Origin of the sequence: Mycoplana rhizolycopersici (assembly GCF_013378445.1) — a bacterium.
In the GTDB taxonomy this organism is placed as follows: Bacteria; Pseudomonadota; Alphaproteobacteria; order Rhizobiales; family Rhizobiaceae; genus Mycoplana; species Mycoplana rhizolycopersici.
The window spans coordinates 292,813-314,528 of sequence record NZ_JABXYK010000003.1; the positions used below are offsets into that span (position 1 = coordinate 292,813).

The following is a 21,716-nucleotide window of genomic DNA, read 5'->3' on the forward strand; positions in this document are numbered from 1 at the left end:
GAATGCTGAAGTCGGCCTTTCCGTCCGCGTCGACGTAGACGTAGACGAAGGTGTCTTCGTTCTTCTTCTCATAGCGCAGTTCTCCGCGACGCGCTTTATTGGCGGCTTAATCTGCTGAGTATCCGAAGAACCTCTGGAGATCGCGCGTGCCGGCGACTTCCCAGATAGCCTCCCGAACTTCTGCCGGAAGGCCGGAGCGACCCTTGCCAATGAAATCGCCTCGAACCTCACCAAGCGCATTGTTCAGATGCTTATACGTGGTGATGTCTTTGGCCTCCGATTCGTTCATCCCATTGCCACTGCTGCGGGGCAGTTCGGCGAAATCAAGCACTCGTGCCACCGTGTCCTTCGGACGCATGACGAGATCTTCGTATCTGACGACAATCGCCTGCGCGTGGTACTTCTCGAGATGGGCCTTAATATTTTCGTTGGCATCAAGCCAGCGCTTTGCACCGTAGAGATAGTTTCCTTCCCGTTTCTTGAGGCCCATCGTCGCGTAGGAATAGGTAACATCGAGAACGTCCCGGACCATGAACACAAATCGTGCCGACGGGAAAATCGAGACAATATGATCGACACGATCGACATTGAGCGGCGTCTTGTCTCCCCAGCGAGATTGACTGGGTTTGCCGACCGCAACGGCATAGATTGCGTGGAAGGCGTGCCAAAAATTCGAAGTGGTTCGCTCCTGTGACGGGATGGACGACAATAGACGGATTGCGTCTTTTGCATCGATCCCGTAGGTGCGCCAGTTCTTCCGATTGGTCGTTGCCCGGCGGATCGCGCCGGCGCAGTGCTGATCCCAGTCTTCCTGGCTCGTCCCCGTGAACTGCTCGACCTTGCCCAAAGCATAGTTCTCCGGCGGGATCACGGCAGCAGAGCGTTCCACTATCAGACGACGCATCAGTGTTGTGCCGCACCGACCTGAGCCGGTGATGAACAACGGCGTCGATGGGGACACCACAGTTCCATCCTGCAGTTCAAAAGTCATTTCTGTACCCGTACACGTTGTGCTGCGGGTACTCATGTCATGATTCGCTGATCTAGTGAAACCCAGAGGGCCAATAACCCCCGCCAATGTGGCCGCCGCGCACAAGTGGGGGCTGTGATTTATTGTCTTTAAACCGGGAAAATGGTGCTGCTAGAGAGATTTGAACTCTCGGCCTCTCCCTTACCAAGGGAGTGCTCTACCCCTGAGCTATAGCAGCATCTGGCGAAGCAGTTTTTCTGCATTCGCGTCAAGCGAGGCGCCTATTGCCACAGTCTTACCCCCTATGCAAGCCGCAAACGCATCATGGGGACAACAAATTCCGGAAAACGTCGCCATGCTTTTGCAGGCGGCCGTTTCGCGCTATCGATGGGGCATGGAAGACGACGAGAAGACAGGTACGGGCAAACCGGCCGCGGGCGCAAAGGGGACCGGCGCAAAGGCGCGGGAAAGCGAAGCGGTGCGGGCGCGGGCGGACGAGCGCAAGGCGCGGCTTTCGAAGACGCTGCGCGACAATCTCTCCCGCCGCAAGCAGCAGGCGCGCGCCCGCCGTGCGGGTGCCGCCGATGACACCGATGGCCTGCCTGCCGCAAAATCGGACGAATCGGACGTCTAGAGTGTTTTCGGCGCCGTTCCGGCGTGAGGGGAAATGTGCAAATCGGATCAATGCTTCCTGACCCTGCAACAGGGGGCGGGCGAGGCGGCTTCGGCGAGCGCCGGTCCCTTCGACGATATGGCCGCGCATGGGCCGAAGGCTCACACGGCGCGGGAGGCTTCATTTTTGCGTTGCAATGCTCTAAGGAGGCCCATCTCCCGAGAGCCGGTTGTTTGAGAAAGGCGGGCGCAGTCCCGTAGGTACACATGGATCGTATCAGGATTGTAGGCGGAAACGAGCTCAGGGGCGTGATTCCCATTTCCGGCGCCAAGAACGCAGCCCTGCCGCTGATGATCGCCTCGCTCCTGACGGACGATACGCTGACGCTGGAAAACGTGCCGCATCTCGCCGACGTGGAGCAACTGATCCGCATCCTCGGCAACCATGGCGCCGACATCTCGGTGAACGGCCGCCGCGAGCGCCAGAGCGAGGGCTATTCGCGCACCATCCACTTCACCTCGCGCAACATCGTCGATACCACCGCTCCCTACGAGCTGGTCTCGCGGATGCGCGCAAGCTTCTGGGTTATCGGTCCGCTTCTCGCCCGCGAGGGCAGGGCGAAGGTATCGCTGCCCGGCGGATGCGCCATCGGCACGCGTCCTGTCGATCTCTTCATCGAGGGGCTGGCGGCGCTGGGCGCCAAGATCGAGATTGACGGCGGCTATGTCGAGGCGACCGCGCCCGACGGCGGCCTGATCGGCGCCCGCTACACCTTCCCGAAGGTTTCAGTCGGTGCGACGCATGTGATGATGATGGCGGCGACGCTTGCGCGCGGCACCACGGTCATCGGCAACGCGGCCCGCGAGCCGGAGGTGCAGGACCTGGCCAAGTGCCTGAACGCCATGGGCGCGAAGATCACCGGCGCCGGCACGAGCACGATCGCCATCGAGGGCGTCCCTTCGCTTTCGGGCGCCCGTCACCGTGTCCTTCCCGACCGCATCGAGACCGGCACCTATGCCATGGCGGTCGCCATGACCGGCGGCGACGTCGTGCTCGAAGGCACCGATGTGCGCCTGCTCGACACCGCTCTGGAGGCGATCCGCCGCGCCGGCGCCGAAATCACTGCCACCGAAAGCGGCATCCGCGTCGTGCGTAACGGCGCCGGCATCAAGCCGGTCGACATCGTCACCGATCCCTATCCCGGCTTCCCGACCGATCTCCAGGCCCAGTTCATGGGACTGATGACGAAGTCGTCCGGCGTTTCGCACATCACCGAAACGATCTTCGAAAACCGTTTCATGCACGTGCAGGAACTTGCCCGGCTTGGCGCCAAGATCTCGCTCTCCGGCCAGACGGCCAAGATCGAGGGTGTCGAGCGGCTGCGCGGCGCACCGGTCATGGCGACGGACCTGCGTGCTTCCGTCTCGCTCGTCATTGCGGGCCTTGCGGCCGAAGGCGAGACCATGGTGTCCCGCGTCTACCATCTCGACCGTGGCTTCGAGCGGCTGGAAGAGAAGCTGACCCGTTGCGGCGCATTGGTCGAGCGCGTCAGCGAGTGACGATTCAGGCTGCGTGCTGCCGCCCGTCGTGCCGTGAGCCGGCGGGCCGGCAGTTGCGCTTGCCGGCGTGCCGTCCTATCTCCTGAGACAACAGTCGGCCCACATCCTTCATGCCGCATGCTTCGTGCGCCGCTCCGGCGACGGAACGGCGGTTTGAGGCGTGGGCGGTGGTGTACAAGGCGCGGCCGCACAGGTCGCCGAAAAGGAGCATTATGGACAGTCTGAAGCTGCTTGCGCTCGATGCGGACGACCTCTCGATCGTTTCCGCCCATCTGCAGGATGCGGTGTTCAAGGCGGAGGATGTCAGCTGGGACGCCCGGCATGGGGTTTTCTCCCTCGCCCTCAACCGTTTCGTCTGGGAAAAGGCCGGCAGGGGGGCGAAGGGTTTCGAACGCCGTCGCGCGATGATCGCCTTCAAGCGGGCGCGGGCGGTGCGTTCGATCGGCATCGACAGGAACGATCGCGACGCCGTGCTTTCGCTGCTGGCGATCCGCTTCACGCCACAGGGGGAAGGGCCGGAAGGGACGGTCGAACTCGTCATGTCCGGCGATGCGCAGTTTGCGCTCGACGTCGAATGCATCGAATGCCAGCTTGCAGATACCGGCGGAGCATGGGAAACCAGCTTGAAGCCGCGCCATCCGGCGGGCTAAGGCATGTCGCGCGTCGAGGATCTTTCTCTCGGGCATGGCAAGGCGGAACCTACCGCCAGACGACAGGACATATGACAAGTGGCGATCAGGCTTGATTTTCGCGACGAGGACTTCGAAACGCGGTTCGCCGCCTTCCTGACCACGAAGCGCGAGGTTTCGGAGGACGTGAACGCGACCGTTCGCGCCATCATCGACGATGTGCGCGAAAATGGTGACGGGGCGCTTGCCGCCTATACGCGTCGTTTCGACGGGCTGGACTTCGACAAGGTCTCGATGCGCGTCGGTGCCGACGAGATCGAGGCCGCCTATCGGCAGACGCCCGCAGAGGTGGTTGCAGCTCTCGAACTGGCAGCCGCGCGGATCGAGAAGCACCACGCCCGCCAGTTGCCGAAGGATGACATCTACGAGGACGATATCGGCGTCGGGCTCGGTTCGCGCTGGACTGCGATCGACGCCGTTGGCCTGTATGTGCCCGGCGGCACGGCCAGCTATCCGAGCTCGGTGCTCATGAACGCCGTCCCGGCCAAGGTCGCAGGCGTTGCGCGCATCGTCATGGTCGTGCCGGCAAAGGACGGTGCCATCAATCCCGCAGTGCTTGCCGCCGCCCGGATCGCCGGCGTCGACGAGATCTATCGCATCGGCGGCGCCCAGGCTGTCGCAGCCCTTGCCTACGGCACCGGGACGATTGCGCCGGTGGCGAAGATCACCGGCCCCGGCAACGCCTTCGTCGCCGCCGCCAAGCGCCAGGTCTTCGGCACGGTCGGCATCGATATGATCGCCGGCCCCTCGGAGGTTCTGGTGATCGCCGACGGCGAGAACGACCCCGACTGGCTGGCCGCCGATCTCTTGGCGCAGGCCGAGCATGACCGCGGCGCGCAATCGATCCTGATTACCGACAGTCCGGCCCTTGCCGATGCCGTCGAGATCGCCGTCTCGCGGCAGCTGAAGACGCTGGAGCGGGCGGAGACGGCGGAGGCGAGCTGGCGCGATTTCGGGGCGATCATACTGGCCCCCCGGCTGACGGACGCGGTTCCGCTGGCAAACCGCATCGCGGCCGAACATGTTGAGATCGCAACGGCCGATGCGGAGAGCTTCGTTTCCGCGATCCGCAATGCCGGCGCCATTTTCGTTGGCCGGCACACGCCGGAAGTGATCGGCGATTATGTCGGCGGCTCCAACCATGTCCTGCCGACCGCGCGCTCGGCGCGCTTTTCGTCTGGGCTGTCCGTGCTCGACTACATGAAACGTACCTCGATCCTGCGGCTTGGCCCCGATCAGCTGCGAAAGCTGGGGCCGGCGGCCGTCACCCTTGCCGAGGCCGAGGGGCTGGGCGCGCATGCGCGCTCGGTCGCCATCCGCCTCAATCCGGGGGGGTGATGACGGGATGACCAGGATGCCCGCCTTTCGCCTCTGCGACGTGGTGCTGGACGAGACGATCGGCCGCGCCACGCCGGATGTCGAGCATGAGCGGGCGGTGGCCATCTTCGACCTGATCGAGGAAAACGTCTTCGAGCCGGTGGGGCACTCCGGCGGTCCCTACCGGCTGAAGCTGTCGCTTCTGGATTCGAAGCTGATCTTCGCCATATCCACGCAGGATGATGCGCCGGTCGCCACGCATATCCTCTCGCTGACGCCGTTTCGCCGGATCGTCAAGGACTACTTCCTGATCTGCGAGAGCTACTACCAGGCGATCCGCTCCGCCACCCCAAGCCAGATCGAGGCGATCGACATGGGCCGGCGCGGCATCCACAATGACGGTTCACAGACGCTGATGGATCGCCTGTCCGGCAAGATCAGGCTGGATTTCGACACCGCGCGCCGTCTCTTCACGCTGGTCTGCGTGCTCTATTGGCGCGGGTAACGGGGATGGTGACCGGGGCGCCAGGTGAGGGGCAGGTCCCAGGTAAGGGGAAACTCATGGAGCGCAGCCCCCGTTCGGTGCTTTTCATGTGCCGGATGAACGCCGTGCGCTCGCCGATGGCCGAAGCGCTCGCCCGCAGCCTGCTGCCGACGGGCATCTATGTCGCCTCGGCGGGCATCCGGCCCGGCGAGCGCGATCCCTTCGTCGACGCGGTGCTGGAGGAGGTGGGGCTGTCGGTCGCCCATCATGCTCCGCGCACGCTCGAGGAACTGGAGGACGACTACTTCGACCTGATCGTAACGCTTGCGCCGGAAGCCCACCACGCGGCGCTGGAGCTGACGCGCTCCAGCGCGGTCGAAGTCGTCTACTGGCCGACGCCCGATCCGACCGTCGCGTCGGGGACGCGCGAACAGATCCTTTCGGCCTACCGAGAGGTCAGAAACCATCTGGAAACGCTGATTGAGCGCCGTTTCGGCCGCGGCCTCGCCGTCTCGTCCTGAGGCGGAAACGGCCGGAAAGCGGCAAATGAAGAAAGCCTGATCATTGGTGTTCACAAAACACCCTCTATTGTGTAGTTTCCGCGAAAATTCGAGGGGCAGGCATCCTGCAGCCCCTCAACTTGGGATCATCACCACAATATGGCAAAAGAAGAAGTCCTTGAATTCCCCGGTGTCGTAACGGAACTGCTGCCGAACGCCACCTTCCGCGTGAAGCTCGAAAACGAGCACGAGATCATCGCGCACACGGCCGGCCGCATGCGCAAGAACCGCATTCGCGTTCTCGCCGGCGACAAGGTCCTCGTCGAAATGACGCCATACGACCTGACCAAGGGCCGCATCACCTACCGCTTCAAGTAAGCGATCTTCCTTTTTGCGCCGCGCGCCGGCTCTCTCGAGGTCTCATGGCATTCGCAAACAAGCTCATCCTGGCATCCGGCTCGCCGCGCCGTGTCGAGCTTCTGGCGCAGATGGGCATCGAGCCGGACCGGCTGATGCCGATGGACATCGACGAGACCCCGAAGAAGGCCGAGCATCCGCGCTCGCTTGCACGGCGCCTGTGTACCGACAAGGCGGAAGCAGCACTTGCCGCGATCAAGGGTGACCCGTCAGCCGAGGGCAGCTACATCCTCGCCGCCGACACGGTGGTGGCGGTGGGGCGCCGCATCGTTCCGAAGTGCGAGATGGTGGACGAGGCGTCGAGCGCGCTGCACCTGCTGTCGGGCCGCAGTCACCGGGTCTTTACCGGCGTTTGCCTGATCACGCCTGACAGGAAGGTGCGCCAGCGCATCGTCGATACCAAGGTGCGCTTCAAGCGTCTTTCCGGTCTCGATATCGAGAGCTACCTCGCCTCCGGCCAATGGCGCGGCAAGGCGGGCGGCTACGGCATCCAGGGGATCGCCGGCAGCTTCGTCGTCAAGCTCGCAGGTTCCTACACCAATGTCGTCGGTCTGCCGCTGCAGGAGACGCTGTCTCTCCTTTCCGGCGAGGGCTACGACGTGCACCGCCGCTGGGCCGAGGTCTGAGCCATGCCCGATGGTGACAACAAGCCGGCCGCCAAGGTCGAGCCGCTGCGCAAGATGAGGCCCTGCCCCGAATGCGGCAAGCCGTCTGCGCGTGAACATTATCCCTTCTGCTCGCAACGTTGCCGCGACATCGACCTGAACCGCTGGCTTTCCGGCTCCTACGCCATCCCCGTCAGCGACGACGAGGCCAAGGCTGGCGACGACGATTGATCGCCGACGCGATCGTGCCAGCCGAAACGTCAACTATTTCAGTCGTTTGCCGGCCTTCGTTTTTTCCTCCGAAAATATCCCTTGGGGGCTGGACACCGTCGAGCAAGATGCTATAACCCCGCTCGCTTCCGGGGCGAAACCAAACGCCCCGCGGCTTCGACAGGAAGCTGGCAAGGATGCCCGGATAGCTCAGTTGGTAGAGCAGCGGATTGAAAATCCGCGTGTCGGTGGTTCAAATCCGCCTCCGGGCACCATTCACAACAGATTGGTTTTCCTTCAAGTTTTAGGTCCTCTTCTTCTTTGAAGAATTCCGCTTTCAAGACGCTCTTTCGCGTTTTCTGGACGGCTTTGCTTTTCCTTCTGTTCACCTCGGCCTCGAAGCCCTCCATGGTTTCCGCCATCATATTGGCTATGTCTGCACGCGATCCTTAAGCGGGTATGTATATTCGGTTTGCGATGTCGACCTGGGATGATGAATCTGCTTTTATCGCCTTCAGCCAACGGAGACGAAATCAATGACGCCGGTTTTGGTCGCCGCTGCATTCGTGGTCGCGACAACGCAGCCAACGCTCGATGAACTGCAGGCAGATTTTGAATCGGCGCGGCCGTGTTATGCGTTGATCGATGGGCGGGAAGTTTGGGAAGGTGAAAAAGCCTTCTTCATTTCGTCGTTCACAAAGGAAGCCGCTGAACTCGACCCCGACCTCGTTGGCGCCGACGCTGTTCTCCGTGATGACAATGAACCCGATGTCATCGCAGAATTTGAGGCGGCGTGCTCCCCCTGACGTGCTCTCAGCACGCATCATGGCGTTTTGTATTTGCTTTATGAATTTTCATGCTGCGCCTGACAGCCGCGGGCTGCAGCCACGGTCCCTGCGGCCGCAGTGTCGCCTTCAAACGTGTGCGGCTTTGGCGAAGGCGGGCGATCCCCGCGCCGTTTGCCTCGACGGATCGCCCTTCGACGGCGGCCAGGCCGCCCGTTACGCGCGTTTGACGATCTTGATCAGGACCAGGAGAATGACGGCGCCGATCGTCGCGTGGATGATCGCCGCCACGACGCCGGTGCCCAGGCTGATGCCAAGCGCCGGAAACAGGTATCCGGCTATGAAGGCGCCGACGATACCGACGACCATGTTGCCGATCAGGCCGAAGCCGAAGCCGGACACGATGAGGCCGGCGAGCCAGCCTGCGATCGCGCCGACGATGAGAAAGACGATGATGCTTTCGATGCCCATGGAGCGCCTCCGGAGCGAGGGTTGATCAACATCTGCTAGCATTGATTGAAGACGATGAGTTTACAAGAGCTTATCTTTCCAGGGCTGCGTCCGCCTGCGGCATCGCAATGTCTTGCTAGGCGGGCGGGAGGCATGCAATGAGTGCGTCAGTGATGGTGCGCGCAACCCTCATTCGCCTTTCGTCTTTCCGCTGCAGGGGATGGCACGGGCGGCAAGCAGCGCAGCGAGGTGCGATTCATGACCAAGACGGATATTGCCCGTCGCGTGTACGACAACGCCTGGAAGCTCGATCCGATCGTGCGCAGCCTGCTCGACACGGACTTCTACAAGCTGCTGATGCTACAGATGATCTGGAAGCTCTATCCGGACGTCAACGCCACGTTCTCGCTGATCAACCGCACGAAAAGCGTGCGTCTCGCCGACGACATCGACGAGCAGGAGTTGCGCGACCAGCTGGACTTCGCGCGCACGCTGCGCTTCACCAAGAAGGAGATGATCTGGCTCGCCGGCAATACCTTCTATGGCAAGAAGCAGATCTTCGCGCCCGAATTCCTGGCCTGGCTCGCCGACTTCCAGTTGCCGGAGTACCACCTGTCACGCAGGGACGGGCAGTACGAACTGACCTTCGAGGGCCTGTGGTCGCACACGACGATGTGGGAGATTCCCGCACTTGCGATCATCAACGAGCTGCGCTCGCGTTCGGCCATGCGCGGCATGGGCCAGTTCGCGCTCGACGTCCTCTATGCGCGGGCGAAGGCGAAGATGTGGTCGAAGGTGGAGCTTTTGCGCCAGCATCCGGAGCTTCGCATTTCCGACTTCGGCACGCGCCGGCGTCATTCCTTCCTATGGCAGCGCTGGTGCGTCGAGGCGCTGAAGGAAGGCATAGGCCCTTCGTTCTCGGGTACGAGCAACGTGCTTCTGGCGATGGATACGGATCTCGAGGCACTGGGCACCAACGCCCATGAGCTGCCGATGGTCGCAGCCGCGCTGGCGGCCAACGACGCGGAACTGGCCGAAGCCCCCTACAAGGTGCTGCAGGACTGGAACCGGCTCTACGGCGGCAACCTGCTGATCGTCCTGCCCGACGCATTCGGCACCGCGGCATTCCTGAAGCACGCGCCCGACTGGGTGGCCGACTGGACCGGCTTCCGGCCCGACAGCGCCCCGCCGATCGAGGGCGGCGAGAAGATCATTGCCTGGTGGAAGGAAAAGGGCCGGGATCCGCGCGAGAAGCTTCTGATCTTCTCAGACGGCCTCGACGTCAATACGATCATCGAGACCTACGAGCATTTCAAGGGCCGCGTGCGCATGAGCTTCGGCTGGGGCACGAACCTGACGAACGATTTCGTTGGCTGCGCCCCGCATCCCTTCCGCGGCCTCGATCCGATCTCGGTGGTCTGCAAGGTCAGCGATGCCGGCGGCCGCCCCGCCGTGAAGCTTTCCGACAATCCGCAGAAAGCCACCGGCGAGCCCGCCGAGGTGCAGCGCTACCTGAAGTTCTTCGGTACGGAGGATTTCGTCGAGCTGCCGGTGAAGGTGTAGGGCATCCGCGTTAGCACTCGAAGGCAGTATCGGTCCCTCATCCGCCTGCCGGCACCTTCTCCCCGCAGGCGGGGAGAAGGGCGCAAGAGGCGCACGTCATCGGTTTACGGCAGCCGCGCGCAGATCACCTCACTGACCAGACGCGGCTTTGCGGCATTTTCCTCCTCCCCGCTTGCGGGGAGAAGGTGGCGGCAGCCGGATGAGGGGCACGAGGCGCAAGCGTTGCCGCTCTGCTCTGCCCTTGGCGGGGCTCGGCAGTCTCAATTCTCTTCTCTCTGCAGGGGGAAGAGAAAACTCAAACGATCCCGCCGCCACCTCCGACGACCGCCGGCCGCTCATTCGCTACCTTCGTCCGGTAGCCAGCCGCCCGATAGGCTGCGACGGGATCGATCGCGCCGCCGGCTTCCTGGCGGGCCATTGCCAGGATCGGCTCGACATCGGTGCGGAACGCGGCCTTCAGCGTCTCCGATGCCATCAGCGCATCGTTGTCATCCTGATAGCCGGCAAGTGCCTCGCGGTCGACGATCAGCCCCTGCGCATAGGCGCGGCAGACTTCAGTGGCGCTGCGCATCAGGCTTTCGATCGGATCGGTGACGTTGTGGCTCTGGTCGAGCATATGCGCCGGCGCAAAGCCTTCGGCCTTGCGCTCCTCGGCATTCACGAGCTCGTTGAAGACGAGGAACAACCGGTAGGGATCGATCGAACCGGTGTCGAGGTCGTCGTCGCCATACTTGGAATCGTTGAAGTGGAAGCCGCCGAGCTTGCCGAACTGGATCAGCCGGGCGACGATCATCTCGATGTTCACGTTCGGCGCATGGTGGCCGAGATCGACGAGGCAATAGGCTTTCTCGCCCAGTTCCTTGGCGATCAGGTAGTTCGTACCCCAATCCTGCACGACGGTGGAATAGAAGGCCGGCTCGAACATCTTGTGCTCGGAAAAGATCCGCCAGTCGTCGGGCAGGTGCCGGTAGATCGCCTTCATCGCCTCCAAATAGCGCTCGAAGCTGCGCGTGAAGTCCGCCTGCCCGGGAAAGTTCGTGCCGTCGCCGATCCATACGGTGAGCGCCTTGGAACCGAGCTTGCGGCCGATCTCGATGCACTCGACATTGTGTTCGACCGCCTGCCGGCGGGTGGCCGCGTCGGCATGGGAGAGCGAGCCGAACTTGTAGGAATGCTCCTGGCCCGGCGCGTCGGAAAAGGTGTTGGAGTTCATGGCGTCGAAGCCTAACCCGAGCGCCGCACCCTTTTCCTTCAGCGCGCCGAGATCGGAGACCTTGTCCCAGGGGATGTGTAGCGACACGGTCGGCGTCGCACGCGTCAGTTCGTGGATGACGGCGCAGTCTTCCAGCTTGTCGAAGATGTTGCGCGGCTCGCCGGCACCCGGGAAGCGCGCAAAGCGCGTGCCACCGGTGCCCACGCCCCAGGAGGGCACGGCGACGGCGTAGGCGGCGACCTTCCGCTTGACCGCATCGATATCGATGCCGCGGCGGGCCAGCTGCTCGCCGAGATGGGCGTAATCGCTTTTCAGCGCGCCTTCACGCCTTGCGTTCTCGGCTGCGATCACGTCCCTTGAAATCATGTTCATCGCGGTTCCTCCCAGAACCTGTGTTTCAGTGTCCCGTTCGCGCCGCGGCAGCCGTCCTCGACGGGGCGCAAGAAGGCTGCCCGCTCGCTTCTTACCGCGTGAAGGACTGCGCGTTGCCGGCGTCGACATTGATGATGTTGCCGGTGGACTTGGCCGACATGTCGGAGGCGAGGAAGTAGATCGCCTCGGCGATGTCCTCGGGGAACACGCTGCGCTTGAGCATCGAGCGCTCGCGGTAGTGCGCCTCAAGGTCGTCGGTCTTGTAGGTGGCGGCGCGCTGTTCCTTCCACTCGCCTGTCCAGATCTTCGAGCCGCGCAGCACCGCGTCCGGATTGACGACGTTGACGCGGATCTGCTCGGAGGCCCCCTCAAGCGCCAGGCAGCGGGCCAGATGGATCTCGGCGGCCTTTGCGGTGCAATAGGCAGAGGCGCCGGGCGAGGCGGCGAGCCCGTTCTTCGAGGCGACGAAGACGACGTTGCCGCCGGCCTTCTGTCTGCGGAAGATCCGAAAGGCTTCGCGCGACACGAGGAAATAGCCGGTCGCGAGAATGTCGATGTTCTTGTTCCACAGCGAAAGCGTCGTCTCCTCTATCGGGGCTGACGATGCAAGGCCCGCATTGGAGACCAGGATGTCGAGGCCGCCGAATTCGGTGAGCGTATCGGCGAAGCTCTTTTGCACCTGCGCCTCGTCGGTGACGTTCATGGCCACCGACCGGACGACGTCTTTTCCGTAGCGTCCTGCAAGTTCGGCCTGGGCTGCCGAAAGCGCCTCCTCGTCGATATCGGCCAGCACCACGCAGGCGCCCTCGGCCATCAGCCGGTTTGCCGTTGCCTTGCCGATGCCGCCGGCACCGCCGGTCACGAGGGCGATGCGGCCCGCCAGGCTCTTCGGCTTCGGCATGCGCTGCAGCTTCGCTTCCTCGAGCAGCCAGTACTCGATGTCGAAAGCCTCCTGCTCGGGCAGGCCGACATAGGTGGACACGCCCGCCGCACCGCGCATGACGTTGATGGCGTTGACATAGAACTCCGCCGAGATGCGTGCCGTCGCCTTGTCCTTGGCAAAGGTGATCATGCCGACGCCGGGGACGAGATAGACCACCGCATTCGGGTCGCGCATCGCCGGGCTGTTGCTCCGCTTGCAGCGCTCATAGTAGCCGGCATAGTCGGCCCGGTAGGCGACGATCGCATCAGGCAGTCCGGCAAGGGTCTTTTCCACGCCCGCCGCGGCAGGATCGAAATCGACCACCAGCGGGCGGATCTTGGTTCGCAGGAAATGGTCCGGGCAGCTGGTGCCGAGCGCTGCGAGCGGTGCGAGGTCCTTCGACGTCACGAAGTCGAGCACGGCCTGGCTGTCGTCAAAGTGCCCGACCTTGCTTTCGTCGGCGCCGATCAGCCCGCGGATGACAGGCATCAGCTTCTGCGCAACCGCACGCCGTTCGTCGGCGGCAAGCACCGGCTTGACGGCGCCCCCGAAGGCCGGAACGGTGTTGTTCGCCTCGAACCAGGCGATCGCCTTGTTGATGATCTCGACCGTCGTCTCGTAGCATTCCTTCGCCGTGTCGGCCCAGGTGAAGAGGCCGTGGCTCTCCAGCACGACGCCGCGTGCCTTGGGATTTTCCTTGCAGAACTTTTCCAGCCACAGACCCAGCTCGTATCCGGGGCGTTTCCAGGGCAGCCAGCCAATATCGTCGCCGAAGATCTGCCGCGTCAGGTCGCGGCTGTTCTCCGACGCGGCGATCGCGATGATCGCGTCGGGGTGCATGTGGTCGACATGGACGCGCGGCACATAGGCATGGAGCGGCGTATCGATCGAAGCGGCGCGCGGATTGAGGTTGAAGGTGCAGTGGGGGAGGTAGCCCACCATCTCGTCCTCATGCTCGACCCCGCGGTAAAGTCCCTTCAACGCCTGCAGCTTGTCCATGTAGAGCGTGGCGAAGCCGTCCATCTTGATTGTGCCGACATCGCCGCCGGAGCCCTTGACCCAAAGCACTTCGACGTTTCCGCCGCCGAGCGGATCGCTCTCCATGACCTTGGCCGACGTGTTGCCGCCGCCGTAATTGGTGATCCGCTTGTCGGAACCGAGCAGATTGGAGCGATAGAGAAGACGTTCGGGTTCGCTCATTCCCGCCGCCTTCGCCTCGTCCCAGAGATTGGCAAGGCGCGATCCATGTTGCCCGTTCGCCTGTGTGTCGAGCATCGGTATTTCCTCCCGGTCTTCTATCGCGCGACCCATCGGCCGCACCTCCACTTCGCCTTTCAAATCTCATGGAAGCCGCGATCGTGTCAATCATAAACGATCAAAAACAGTCATATTGCGCTGCACAATGAAAAATTATGACCGATTGTGATTGACAATGCGCGATCGTGATGGAAGCATACGGTCATCAGGGAGGAGCCATGCACGAGAAGGAAAGACACCGCATCATCCTGTCGGCCGTCCAGGAAAAGCCTGTCATCACGGTGCTCGAACTTGTGGACCTGACGGACAGCTCCGAGGCGACGATCAGGCGGGATATTGCGGCCCTGCATGTGCAGAAGCGGCTGCGCCGTGTGCGCGGCGGTGCGGAGGCGATCAATCCGCCGCAGTTCGTCGGTCTTGCCGGCCGTCCGTTCAGCGTCAACGAAACGCTGCATACCCGGCAGAAGCAGGCGATCGCCAAGGAGGCGGTGGCGCTTTGCCAGGACGGCGAGCCGATCATCATCAATGGCGGCACGACGACGTTTCAGATGGTGCACTTCCTGACGAACCGGCGCATGCAGGTGTTCACCAACTCGTTTCCGATTGCAGAACACCTTCTCAAGCACTCCAAGAACACAGTGATGCTGTCCGGCGGCACGATCTACCGCGAACAGAACATCATCCTGAGCCCATTCGAGAACGACGTGACGCGCAATTTCTATGCGCGCCGCATGTTCATGGGCGCGCAGGGGCTCGGACCGCTCGGACTGATGGAGGCCGATCCGCTGCTGATCCAGGCCGAGCAGAAGTTGATCGATCAGGCCGATGACCTCGTCGTTCTGGTAGATTCGTCGAAATTCAGGAAGCGTTCCAGCCTCATCCTGTGTGGCCTGAAGCGCATCGCAACGGTGATTACGGATTCAGGCATCGAGGACAGGGAAGCCGCGATGCTGGAGAATGCCGGCGTCGGCCTGATCGTCGCAGACGTTCAGGCGGCTGCCCCGGTGGAGAATGCTCCGTCGCAGGCGTGAGGCACGCGGGGGAGGGGAACGAACCAGTCAGGGAGGACTAGGACATGAAGATCTGGAAGGCATTGCTCGTGGCAGCGGCCGTATCGACGGCGCTCGTCGCAAACGTCGCCAATGCGGCGGACAAGAAGATCGCGCTGGTGGTCAAGGCGCTCGGCATCGGCTTCTTCGAGGCCGCAAACAAGGGCGCGCAAGAGGCCGCCAAGGAAATCGGCGGCGTCGAAGTGATCTACACCGGCCCGACGACCACGACGGCGGAGGGACAGATCGAGGTGATCAACTCGCTGATCGCCCAGAAGGTCGACGCGATCGCGGTTTCGGCCAACGACACCGACGCGCTGGTGCCCGCCTTGAAGAAGGCGATGGACCGCGGCATCAAGGTGATCTCGTGGGATTCCGGCGTGGCGCCGGAGGGGCGCCAGTTGCACCTGAACCCGTCGTCGAGCGCGCTGATCGGCAACATGTGCGTCAAGATGGCCGCCGACAACCTCCCCGAGGGCAAGGGTGACGTGGCGATCCTCTCGGCCACCGCGACCTCGACCAACCAGAACGTCTGGATCGAGGAGATGAAGACGGTCCTGCCGAACTATCCGGGCGTCAACATCGTCACCACCGTCTATGGCGACGACCTTGCCGACAAGTCCTACCGCGAGACGCAGGGTCTCATTCAGTCCCATCCGGACCTGAAGGCGATCATCGCGCCGACCTCGGTCGGTATCGTTGCCGCAGCCCAGGCCGTTGCCGACGCCGGCAAGATCGGCCAGATCAACGTCACCGGCCTCGGCCTTCCCTCCGAAATGGCGGGCCACGTCAAGTCCGGCGCTTCCAAGTCGTTTGCGATCTGGAACCCGATCGACCTCGGCTATTCCGCCACCATGCTCGCCAACGACCTGATTAACGGTGCCGAAGCCAAGCCCGGCGCGGAACTGAGCATGGGCCGCATGGGCAAGCTCAAGCTCGGCGACAACAACGAAGGCGCGATGGCCGATCCCTTCGTCTACGACGCCTCGAACGTCGAGGAATTCGCCAAGATCTTCTGATCTTGAGCGACTATCGGCCCGGAATTGTGTCGGGCCTATGGCTTGAACTGCCCCTCATCCGGCCTGCCGGCCACCTTCTCCCCGTAAACGGGGAGAAGGACACGCGGGACGAGGTGTCGTCCGCCAGCGGCGCGGCATATGCGGCCGTGTCACCTCTCCCTGCTTGCGGGGAAAGGGTTAGGGTGAGGGGCAAGCTTACAGAATGCGACGCTTCGGATTTCCAGGCGCAAGTCAACCCAACGGATGAAGCCTTTGCTGCAGGATACCACCACATCTCGGATGAAGCCGGCGATCGCGCTGGAAGGGATCTCGAAATCCTTTCCTGGCGTGCACGCGCTCTCCGAAGTTTCCCTGTCGCTCTATCCCGGCTCCGTCACGGCGCTGATCGGCGAGAACGGTGCCGGCAAGTCGACGCTGGTGAAGATCCTGACCGGCATCTACCAGCCGGATGGCGGCACGATCCGCGTCGATGGCGCAGAAGTCCACTTCCCCGCCGCGAGTGCCGCCGCCAAGGCCGGCGTCACCGCCATCCATCAGGAGACCGTGCTCTTCGACGAGCTCTCCGTCGCCGAGAACATTTTCCTCGGTCACGCCCCCCGCACGCGGTTCGGCCTGATCGACTGGACGAAACTCAACGCCGATGCCCGCCAGCTGCTGTCGCGCGTCGGCGCCGACATCGATCCGACCATTCGCCTGCGCGACCTCGGCATCGCCAGCAAGCATCTCGTCGCGATCGCCCGCGCGCTTTCGATCGACGCCCGCGTCGTCATCATGGACGAGCCGACCGCCGCGCTCTCCTATAAGGAGATCCACGAGCTCTACGAACTGATCGACCGCCTCAAGGCGGATGGCAAGGCGATCCTCTTCATCAGCCACAAGTTCGACGAGATCTTCCGTATCGCCGACCGCTACACCGTCTTTCGCGATGGCCGCATGGTCGGCGAAGGGCTGATTGCCGGCACGCGCCAGGACGATCTCGTGCGCATGATGGTGGGCCGGGACGTCGGCCAGGTGTTTCCCAAGCAGCAGGTCGCGATCGGCGAGCCGGTCCTGACCGTTTCCGGCTACCGGCACCCGACCGAGTTCGAGGATATCAACTTCGAGCTGCGCCGCGGCGAAATCCTGGGTTTCTACGGCCTTGTCGGCGCCGGACGCTCGGAATTCATGCAGTCGCTGATTGGCATCACCAGGCCATCCGCCGGTGCCGTCCGCCTCGATGGCAAGGTGATGGTGATCCGTTCGCCAGCCGAGGCAATCGAGGCCGGCATCGTCTACGTGCCGGAGGAGCGGGGAAGGCAAGGCGCGATCATCGGCATGCCGATCTTCCAGAACGTGACGCTTCCCTCGCTTACGCGCACCTCGCGCTCCGGCTTCCTGCGCATGGCGGAAGAGTTCCGGCTGGCGCGGGAATATACCTCGCGCCTCGACCTGCGTGCCGCTGCCCTCGACCAGGACGTCGGCACGCTTTCGGGCGGCAATCAGCAGAAGGTGGTGATCGCCAAGTGGCTGGCGACCAAGCCCAAGGTCATCATCCTCGACGAGCCGACCAAAGGCATCGACATCGGCTCCAAGGCCGCCGTCCACGCCTTCATGAGCGAGCTTGCCGCGCAAGGGCTCAGCGTCATCATGGTCTCTTCGGAAATTCCCGAGATCATGGGCATGTCGGACCGCGTCATCGTCATGCGCGAGGGCCGGATGGTCGGCCAGTATGAGCGCGCCGACCTTAGCGCCGAAAAGCTCGTGCGCGCCGCCGCAGGCATTTCGGAGACCACGCCATGAACATGCTCCTGAAGAACCGCGAGGCCCTGCTGGTGGTGGCGATCCTGGCGCTGCTCACGCTGATCACGCTGCGCTTCCCGGGCTTCATCCAGCCGGCCAATCTCGGCCGCGTCTATAACGATACCTCGATCCTGATCATCCTGGCGCTCGGCCAGATGGCGGTGATCCTGACCCGCTGCATCGACCTGTCCATGGCGGCGAACCTGGCGCTTTGCGGCATGGTCGCCGGCCTGATCAACGTCGCCTTGCCCGGCTTGCCGATCCCTCTCGTCATCGCTGCGGTCGTGGCGCTCGGCGCTGTGCTCGGCTCCATCAACGGCCTGCTCGTATGGAAGCTGAACATCCCGCCGATCGTCGTGACGCTTGGTACGCTGACGATCTTCCGGGGTTCGATCTTCCTGCTCACCGGCGGCCAGTGGATCAACGCCCACCAGATGAGCGATGTGTTCAAAGGGCTGCCGCGTGCCGATTTCCTCGGCATCCCGGCACTCTCCTGGTTCTCGATCGCCATCATGGCGATCGTCTTCGTCGTCATGACGCGCACTACGGTCGGACGGGCCTTCTATGCGGTCGGCGGCAATCCGCATGCGGCGATCTATACCGGCATCGATGTCGGCCGCACGCGCTTCCTCGCCTATTGCCTCTCGGGCGCGCTGGCGGGCCTTGCCGGCTATCTCTGGGTCTCGCGCTATGCGGTCGCCTATGTCGACATCGCGCTCGGCTTCGAGCTCGACATCATCGCCGCCTGCGTGATCGGCGGCATTTCGATCGCCGGCGGCATCGGCTCGGTGCCCGGCGCGGTGCTCGGTGCCCTGTTCCTGGGCGTGATCAAGAACGCCCTGCCGGTCATCAACATCTCGCCCTTCGCCCAGATGGCGATATCCGGCACGGTCATCATCATTGCCGTCGCCGTCAACGCCCGTGCCGAGCGGCGCAAGGGCAGGGTTATCCTGAAGAAGGCGGAGGCGCACTGATGGCCGAGGCACCGATGACGACGCGTCACATTCCCGACCGCCTGCAGGGGCGCAGCGCGCGCGTGCTGAAGAGCTGGGAAAGCCTCCTGGTCGTGGTGGCGATCCTGATCTTTACGGTCAATTCCTTCGCCTCTCCCTATTTCCTCGATCCATGGAACCTGTCGGACGCCACCTTCAACTTCACCGAGAAGGCACTGATCGCCTTTGCCATGGCGATGGTGGTGATCTCCGGCGAGATCGACCTCTCGGTCGCCTCGATCGTCGCGCTGACCTCGACTGCGATGGGCTATGCTGCGACCCAGGGCTTCGATACGCCCGCTTTGGTCGCCGTCGGCCTGGCGACCGGGCTTGCCTGTGGGGCCATCAACGGTCTTCTGGTCACGCGGCTGGGCCTGCCCTCGATCGTCGTGACGATCGGCACGATGAGCCTGTTCCGCGGCATCGCCTTCATCGTGCTCGGCGACCAGGCCTTCACCAGCTATCCCGCAAGCTTCGCCTATTTCGGTCAGGGATATGTCTGGTGGGTGTTCTCGTTCGAATTCTGCCTGTTTTTGGGGTTTGCGCTCTTCTATGCGGCACTGCTGCACCTGACGAATTTCGGACGCGCCGTCTATGCGATCGGCAACAACCAGACGGCGGCACTTTTTTCCGGCGTGCGGGTGGCGCGGGTGAAGTTCACGCTGTTCCTGCTGACCGGACTGATGTCGGGGATCGCCGCGATCTGCCTGACGTCACGGCTCGGTTCGACCCGCCCCTCGATCGCGCTGGGCTGGGAGCTGGAGGTGGTGACGATGGTGGTGCTCGGCGGCGTCAGCATCCTCGGCGGCTCGGGCACGATCGGCGGGGTGGTGCTGGCGGCCCTGATCATGGGCATGGTCACCTTCGGCTTCGGCCTGCTCAACGTGCCGGGCATCGTCATGTCGATCTTCATCGGGCTTTTGCTGATTTCCGTCATCGCGCTGCCGATCCTCTATACCCGGCTGAAGCGCCGCATGGCGCATTGAGGTCCCGATGGAAAAATTTGCCTTCCGCATGCGCCTGAACCCCGGCATGGCCGAGGAATACAAGGCGCGGCACGACGCCATCTGGCCGGAGCTTGAGACTTTGCTCAGGGAAGCAGGCGTCTCGGACTATTCGATCCATCTCGACGAGGAGACGAACCTGCTGTTCGGCGTCCTCTGGCGTCGCGACGATCACACCATGGAGCGGCTGCCGGACCATCCGGTGATGAAGCGCTGGTGGGCGCACATGGCCGACGTCATGGAGACGAAACCGGACAACGAGCCGGTCGCCGTCCCGCTTCGAACCGTCTTCCACATGGAATGAGCGTGCCGACCATGGCTGCATCAACCATCGCCGTCGTCGATATCGGCAAGACCAACGCAAAGGTCGCGCTTGTCGACGGAACGAACTTCCGCGAAATCGCGGTGCGTACCACGCCGAACGGCGTGGTAGATGCGTTCCCCTATCCGCATTTCGACACCGATCGGCTGTGGGCCTTCATCCTCGACAGCCTGAAGGCTCTGAATGCGGAGCGAAGGATCGATCGCATCTCGGTCACAACGCATGGCGCGACGGCAGCCCTGGTCGACGCCGATGGCGACCTCGCCCTGCCGGTGCTGGACTATGAGCACGGTGGCCCGCAGGAACTGCTGGCCGAGTACGAAGCGCTGCGCCCGCGATTTTTCGAGACGGGGACCCCGAAGCTGCCGATGGGCCTGAACGCCGGCATGCAGCTTTACTGGCAATCGCGTCTGTTTCCGGAAGCCTTCGGGCGGACCGCCGCGATCCTGATGTATGCCCAGTACTGGAGCTTCCGGCTCACGGGCGTGCTGTCGGGCGAAGTCACCTCGCTCGGCTGTCATGCCGACCTGTGGGAGCCGCGCGAGCGCCGATACTCGTCGCTGGTTGCGGGACAGGGCTGGAACTCCCTGATGCCGCCCCTGCGCAAGGCATCCGACGTGCTCGGGCCGATCCGCCCGGAAGTGGCGTCGGCCACGGGGCTTGGCCCCGATACGCCGGTCCATTGCGGTATCCACGATTCGAATGCGTCGCTTCTTCCTTACGTGCTGACGACGCCGTCGCCCTATGCGGTGGTCTCGACCGGCACCTGGGTCGTCTGCATGGCGATGGGCGCGAGAGCGGCCGAACTGGACGAGCGGCGCGATACCCTGGTCAACGTCAATGCGCTGGGCGATCCCGTGCCGTCAGCGCGCTTCATGGGCGGACGGGCCTTTTCCTCGCTTGGCGGCACCAACGCGCCGGTGTCCGGGGAGGCGCTTGCTGCCGTCCTTTCGCGAGACGCGATGCTTCTGCCCTCGATACCATCCGATTCAGGCCCCTATCCCGGCAGGCAGGCGCATTGGACCGTCGATCGCGCCGAGCTTCGGCCCGAGGAAGTGCAAGCGGTCATTGCCTTTCATCTGGCGCTGATGACCGCGACCTGCCTGTCGTTGATCGGCGCGGACGGGCCGACGATCGTCGAAGGGCCCTTCGCAGGCAACGAACCCTATCTTTCCATGCTGAAGGTCGCGACGGGACGCGATGTGCTGGTCGGGGAAAGTGCGACAGGGACCAGCGTCGGCGCCGCGTGTCTTGCTGCAGATGAGGTACCGAAGCCCCGGTTGCGGCCGGTGGAAATAGAACTTCCCGCGAAGGCCGCTACCTATGCCGGAAAATGGCGCAGCCTCGCCGACGGCTGAAGGCCGGCGTCTCCCTGTTTCTGGGGTGCGAACAGGTTCGGATCAGAAAATAACGGGGATTTTTGCGGCCTGCCGGCCATCTATGCCGATGAGCGTTGCGACGGCTGCAAGCGTGGCGACAGTCAAGATCAATGCACTCAACCAAAGAACAATCATTGCTCGATTCCAGGGACATCATTGTCTGCAAAGCACTTCTAGCAGAAGAAGCTTGCCTTTGCCTTGCGAAATATTGGCCATAGCGATTTCCGGCCTAGCGAATCTTAGGGA

General features: G+C 63.2%; 22 protein-coding genes and 2 tRNA genes. 19 read left to right on the plus strand and 5 right to left on the minus strand.

Annotated elements, in window-relative coordinates:
• Positions 1 to 106: 106 nt before the first annotated feature.
• Complete coding sequence (locus tag HV823_RS06620) at positions 107 to 991, minus strand: sulfotransferase family protein (protein ID WP_176948943.1); 885 nt, start codon at positions 989 to 991, stop codon at positions 107 to 109.
• 142 nt (positions 992 to 1,133) lie between these two features.
• Positions 1,134 to 1,208, minus strand: a tRNA-Thr gene (locus HV823_RS06625).
• Positions 1,209 to 1,364: 156 nt separating this feature from the next.
• Between HV823_RS06625 and HV823_RS06630 the strand changes: the two genes are divergently transcribed.
• From HV823_RS06630 to HV823_RS06680, 11 genes are all read left to right on the plus strand, one after another.
• A complete protein-coding gene (locus tag HV823_RS06630) occupies positions 1,365 to 1,604 on the plus strand; it encodes a hypothetical protein (RefSeq protein ID WP_210270727.1) in 240 nt (79 codons plus the stop codon).
• Between the two features lie 245 nt (positions 1,605 to 1,849).
• Positions 1,850 to 3,142, plus strand: coding sequence for a UDP-N-acetylglucosamine 1-carboxyvinyltransferase (gene murA / locus HV823_RS06635; protein ID WP_176948944.1), 1,293 nt, complete (start codon positions 1,850 to 1,852; stop codon positions 3,140 to 3,142).
• A 212-nt stretch (positions 3,143 to 3,354) separates the two neighbouring features.
• Positions 3,355 to 3,792 (plus strand): DUF2948 family protein, encoded by a 438-nt coding sequence (locus HV823_RS06640; protein ID WP_176948945.1) that lies wholly within the window; start codon positions 3,355 to 3,357, stop codon positions 3,790 to 3,792.
• A 78-nt stretch (positions 3,793 to 3,870) separates the two neighbouring features.
• Positions 3,871 to 5,169 (plus strand): histidinol dehydrogenase, encoded by a 1,299-nt coding sequence (hisD, locus tag HV823_RS06645; RefSeq protein WP_176948946.1) that lies wholly within the window; start codon positions 3,871 to 3,873, stop codon positions 5,167 to 5,169.
• A gap of 16 nt (positions 5,170 to 5,185) precedes the next feature.
• Positions 5,186 to 5,653, plus strand: a complete 468-nt coding sequence (locus HV823_RS06650) for a UPF0262 family protein (RefSeq protein ID WP_176526847.1) — start codon at positions 5,186 to 5,188, stop codon at positions 5,651 to 5,653.
• 56 nt (positions 5,654 to 5,709) lie between these two features.
• Positions 5,710 to 6,153: an arsenate-mycothiol transferase ArsC gene (locus HV823_RS06655; RefSeq protein WP_246300949.1), complete on the plus strand. Its 444-nt coding sequence runs from the start codon at positions 5,710 to 5,712 to the stop codon at positions 6,151 to 6,153.
• A gap of 138 nt (positions 6,154 to 6,291) precedes the next feature.
• Positions 6,292 to 6,510, plus strand: coding sequence for a translation initiation factor IF-1 (infA, locus tag HV823_RS06660; RefSeq protein ID WP_004435948.1), 219 nt, complete (start codon positions 6,292 to 6,294; stop codon positions 6,508 to 6,510).
• 44 nt (positions 6,511 to 6,554) lie between these two features.
• On the plus strand, positions 6,555 to 7,175 hold the full coding sequence (locus HV823_RS06665; RefSeq protein ID WP_176948948.1) for a Maf-like protein: 621 nt from the start codon (positions 6,555 to 6,557) through the stop codon (positions 7,173 to 7,175).
• A 3-nt stretch (positions 7,176 to 7,178) separates the two neighbouring features.
• Positions 7,179 to 7,385: a DNA gyrase inhibitor YacG gene (gene yacG, locus HV823_RS06670; protein WP_176948949.1), complete on the plus strand. Its 207-nt coding sequence runs from the start codon at positions 7,179 to 7,181 to the stop codon at positions 7,383 to 7,385.
• A gap of 178 nt (positions 7,386 to 7,563) precedes the next feature.
• Positions 7,564 to 7,639 (plus strand) — tRNA-Phe (locus HV823_RS06675).
• 261 nt (positions 7,640 to 7,900) lie between these two features.
• Positions 7,901 to 8,170: a hypothetical protein gene (locus HV823_RS06680; RefSeq protein WP_176948950.1), complete on the plus strand. Its 270-nt coding sequence runs from the start codon at positions 7,901 to 7,903 to the stop codon at positions 8,168 to 8,170.
• A gap of 195 nt (positions 8,171 to 8,365) precedes the next feature.
• On the opposite strand, the gene HV823_RS06685 is transcribed toward HV823_RS06680, so the two are convergent.
• Positions 8,366 to 8,620, minus strand: a complete 255-nt coding sequence (locus HV823_RS06685; protein WP_176948951.1) for a GlsB/YeaQ/YmgE family stress response membrane protein — start codon at positions 8,618 to 8,620, stop codon at positions 8,366 to 8,368.
• A gap of 237 nt (positions 8,621 to 8,857) precedes the next feature.
• Between HV823_RS06685 and pncB the strand changes: the two genes are divergently transcribed.
• Positions 8,858 to 10,162, plus strand: a complete 1,305-nt coding sequence (gene pncB / locus HV823_RS06690) for a nicotinate phosphoribosyltransferase (RefSeq protein ID WP_176948952.1) — start codon at positions 8,858 to 8,860, stop codon at positions 10,160 to 10,162.
• 295 nt (positions 10,163 to 10,457) lie between these two features.
• On the opposite strand, the gene rhaI is transcribed toward pncB, so the two are convergent.
• Both rhaI and HV823_RS06700 read right to left on the minus strand, forming a co-directional pair.
• Entirely contained in the window at positions 10,458 to 11,747 is a 1,290-nt protein-coding gene (gene rhaI, locus HV823_RS06695) for an L-rhamnose catabolism isomerase (RefSeq protein WP_176948953.1), read from the minus strand.
• A 91-nt stretch (positions 11,748 to 11,838) separates the two neighbouring features.
• Entirely contained in the window at positions 11,839 to 13,944 is a 2,106-nt protein-coding gene (locus tag HV823_RS06700) for a bifunctional rhamnulose-1-phosphate aldolase/short-chain dehydrogenase (RefSeq protein WP_176948954.1), read from the minus strand.
• A 200-nt stretch (positions 13,945 to 14,144) separates the two neighbouring features.
• Here HV823_RS06700 and HV823_RS06705 point away from each other — a divergent pair, with 200 nt between their 5' ends.
• The 7 genes from HV823_RS06705 (at position 14,145) to HV823_RS06735 (ending at position 21,449) form a co-directional block, all read left to right on the plus strand.
• On the plus strand, positions 14,145 to 14,957 hold the full coding sequence (locus HV823_RS06705) for a DeoR/GlpR family DNA-binding transcription regulator (RefSeq protein ID WP_176948955.1): 813 nt from the start codon (positions 14,145 to 14,147) through the stop codon (positions 14,955 to 14,957).
• 44 nt (positions 14,958 to 15,001) lie between these two features.
• Positions 15,002 to 15,994 carry a rhamnose ABC transporter substrate-binding protein gene (rhaS, locus tag HV823_RS06710; protein WP_176948956.1) on the plus strand — a complete coding sequence of 331 codons (993 nt, stop codon included), beginning with the start codon at positions 15,002 to 15,004 and terminating at the stop codon, positions 15,992 to 15,994.
• Between the two features lie 279 nt (positions 15,995 to 16,273).
• Complete coding sequence (locus tag HV823_RS06715) at positions 16,274 to 17,773, plus strand: sugar ABC transporter ATP-binding protein (protein ID WP_176949076.1); 1,500 nt, start codon at positions 16,274 to 16,276, stop codon at positions 17,771 to 17,773.
• Positions 17,770 to 18,747 (plus strand): ABC transporter permease, encoded by a 978-nt coding sequence (locus HV823_RS06720; RefSeq protein WP_176948957.1) that lies wholly within the window; start codon positions 17,770 to 17,772, stop codon positions 18,745 to 18,747. The genes HV823_RS06715 and HV823_RS06720 overlap by 4 nt, the downstream gene beginning before the upstream one ends.
• On the plus strand, positions 18,747 to 19,751 hold the full coding sequence (locus tag HV823_RS06725; RefSeq protein ID WP_176948958.1) for an ABC transporter permease: 1,005 nt from the start codon (positions 18,747 to 18,749) through the stop codon (positions 19,749 to 19,751). Before HV823_RS06720 ends, HV823_RS06725 begins: the two co-directional genes overlap by 1 nt.
• Before the next feature lie 7 nt (positions 19,752 to 19,758).
• Positions 19,759 to 20,073, plus strand: coding sequence for an L-rhamnose mutarotase (gene rhaM / locus HV823_RS06730; protein ID WP_176948959.1), 315 nt, complete (start codon positions 19,759 to 19,761; stop codon positions 20,071 to 20,073).
• Between the two features lie 11 nt (positions 20,074 to 20,084).
• Entirely contained in the window at positions 20,085 to 21,449 is a 1,365-nt protein-coding gene (locus HV823_RS06735; RefSeq protein ID WP_176948960.1) for an FGGY-family carbohydrate kinase, read from the plus strand.
• Positions 21,450 to 21,716 lie beyond the last annotated feature (267 nt).

Excerpts from the sequence above, each read along its gene's own strand:
- HV823_RS06655 (WP_246300949.1), top strand. The coding sequence starts at position 5,710 with ATGGAGCGCAGCCCCCGTTCGGTGCTTTTCATGTGCCGGATGAACGCC.
- HV823_RS06650 (WP_176526847.1), top strand. The coding sequence starts at position 5,186 with ATGCCCGCCTTTCGCCTCTGCGACGTGGTGCTGGACGAGACGATCGGC.
- HV823_RS06725 (WP_176948958.1), top strand. The coding sequence starts at position 18,747 with ATGGCCGAGGCACCGATGACGACGCGTCACATTCCCGACCGCCTGCAG.
- rhaM (WP_176948959.1), top strand. The coding sequence starts at position 19,759 with ATGGAAAAATTTGCCTTCCGCATGCGCCTGAACCCCGGCATGGCCGAG.
- pncB (WP_176948952.1), top strand. The coding sequence starts at position 8,858 with ATGACCAAGACGGATATTGCCCGTCGCGTGTACGACAACGCCTGGAAG.
- HV823_RS06620 (WP_176948943.1), bottom strand. The coding sequence starts at position 991 with ATGACTTTTGAACTGCAGGATGGAACTGTGGTGTCCCCATCGACGCCG.
- HV823_RS06735 (WP_176948960.1), top strand. The coding sequence starts at position 20,085 with ATGGCTGCATCAACCATCGCCGTCGTCGATATCGGCAAGACCAACGCA.
- yacG (WP_176948949.1), top strand. The coding sequence starts at position 7,179 with ATGCCCGATGGTGACAACAAGCCGGCCGCCAAGGTCGAGCCGCTGCGC.
- HV823_RS06720 (WP_176948957.1), top strand. The coding sequence starts at position 17,770 with ATGAACATGCTCCTGAAGAACCGCGAGGCCCTGCTGGTGGTGGCGATC.
- HV823_RS06640 (WP_176948945.1), top strand. The coding sequence starts at position 3,355 with ATGGACAGTCTGAAGCTGCTTGCGCTCGATGCGGACGACCTCTCGATC.
- HV823_RS06715 (WP_176949076.1), top strand. The coding sequence starts at position 16,274 with ATGAAGCCGGCGATCGCGCTGGAAGGGATCTCGAAATCCTTTCCTGGC.
- rhaI (WP_176948953.1), bottom strand. The coding sequence starts at position 11,747 with ATGAACATGATTTCAAGGGACGTGATCGCAGCCGAGAACGCAAGGCGT.
- HV823_RS06665 (WP_176948948.1), top strand. The coding sequence starts at position 6,555 with ATGGCATTCGCAAACAAGCTCATCCTGGCATCCGGCTCGCCGCGCCGT.
- HV823_RS06685 (WP_176948951.1), bottom strand. The coding sequence starts at position 8,620 with ATGGGCATCGAAAGCATCATCGTCTTTCTCATCGTCGGCGCGATCGCA.
- HV823_RS06680 (WP_176948950.1), top strand. The coding sequence starts at position 7,901 with ATGACGCCGGTTTTGGTCGCCGCTGCATTCGTGGTCGCGACAACGCAG.
- rhaS (WP_176948956.1), top strand. The coding sequence starts at position 15,002 with ATGAAGATCTGGAAGGCATTGCTCGTGGCAGCGGCCGTATCGACGGCG.
- HV823_RS06630 (WP_210270727.1), top strand. The coding sequence starts at position 1,365 with ATGGAAGACGACGAGAAGACAGGTACGGGCAAACCGGCCGCGGGCGCA.
- HV823_RS06705 (WP_176948955.1), top strand. The coding sequence starts at position 14,145 with ATGCACGAGAAGGAAAGACACCGCATCATCCTGTCGGCCGTCCAGGAA.
- infA (WP_004435948.1), top strand. The coding sequence starts at position 6,292 with ATGGCAAAAGAAGAAGTCCTTGAATTCCCCGGTGTCGTAACGGAACTG.
- murA (WP_176948944.1), top strand. The coding sequence starts at position 1,850 with ATGGATCGTATCAGGATTGTAGGCGGAAACGAGCTCAGGGGCGTGATT.
- HV823_RS06700 (WP_176948954.1), bottom strand. The coding sequence starts at position 13,944 with ATGCTCGACACACAGGCGAACGGGCAACATGGATCGCGCCTTGCCAAT.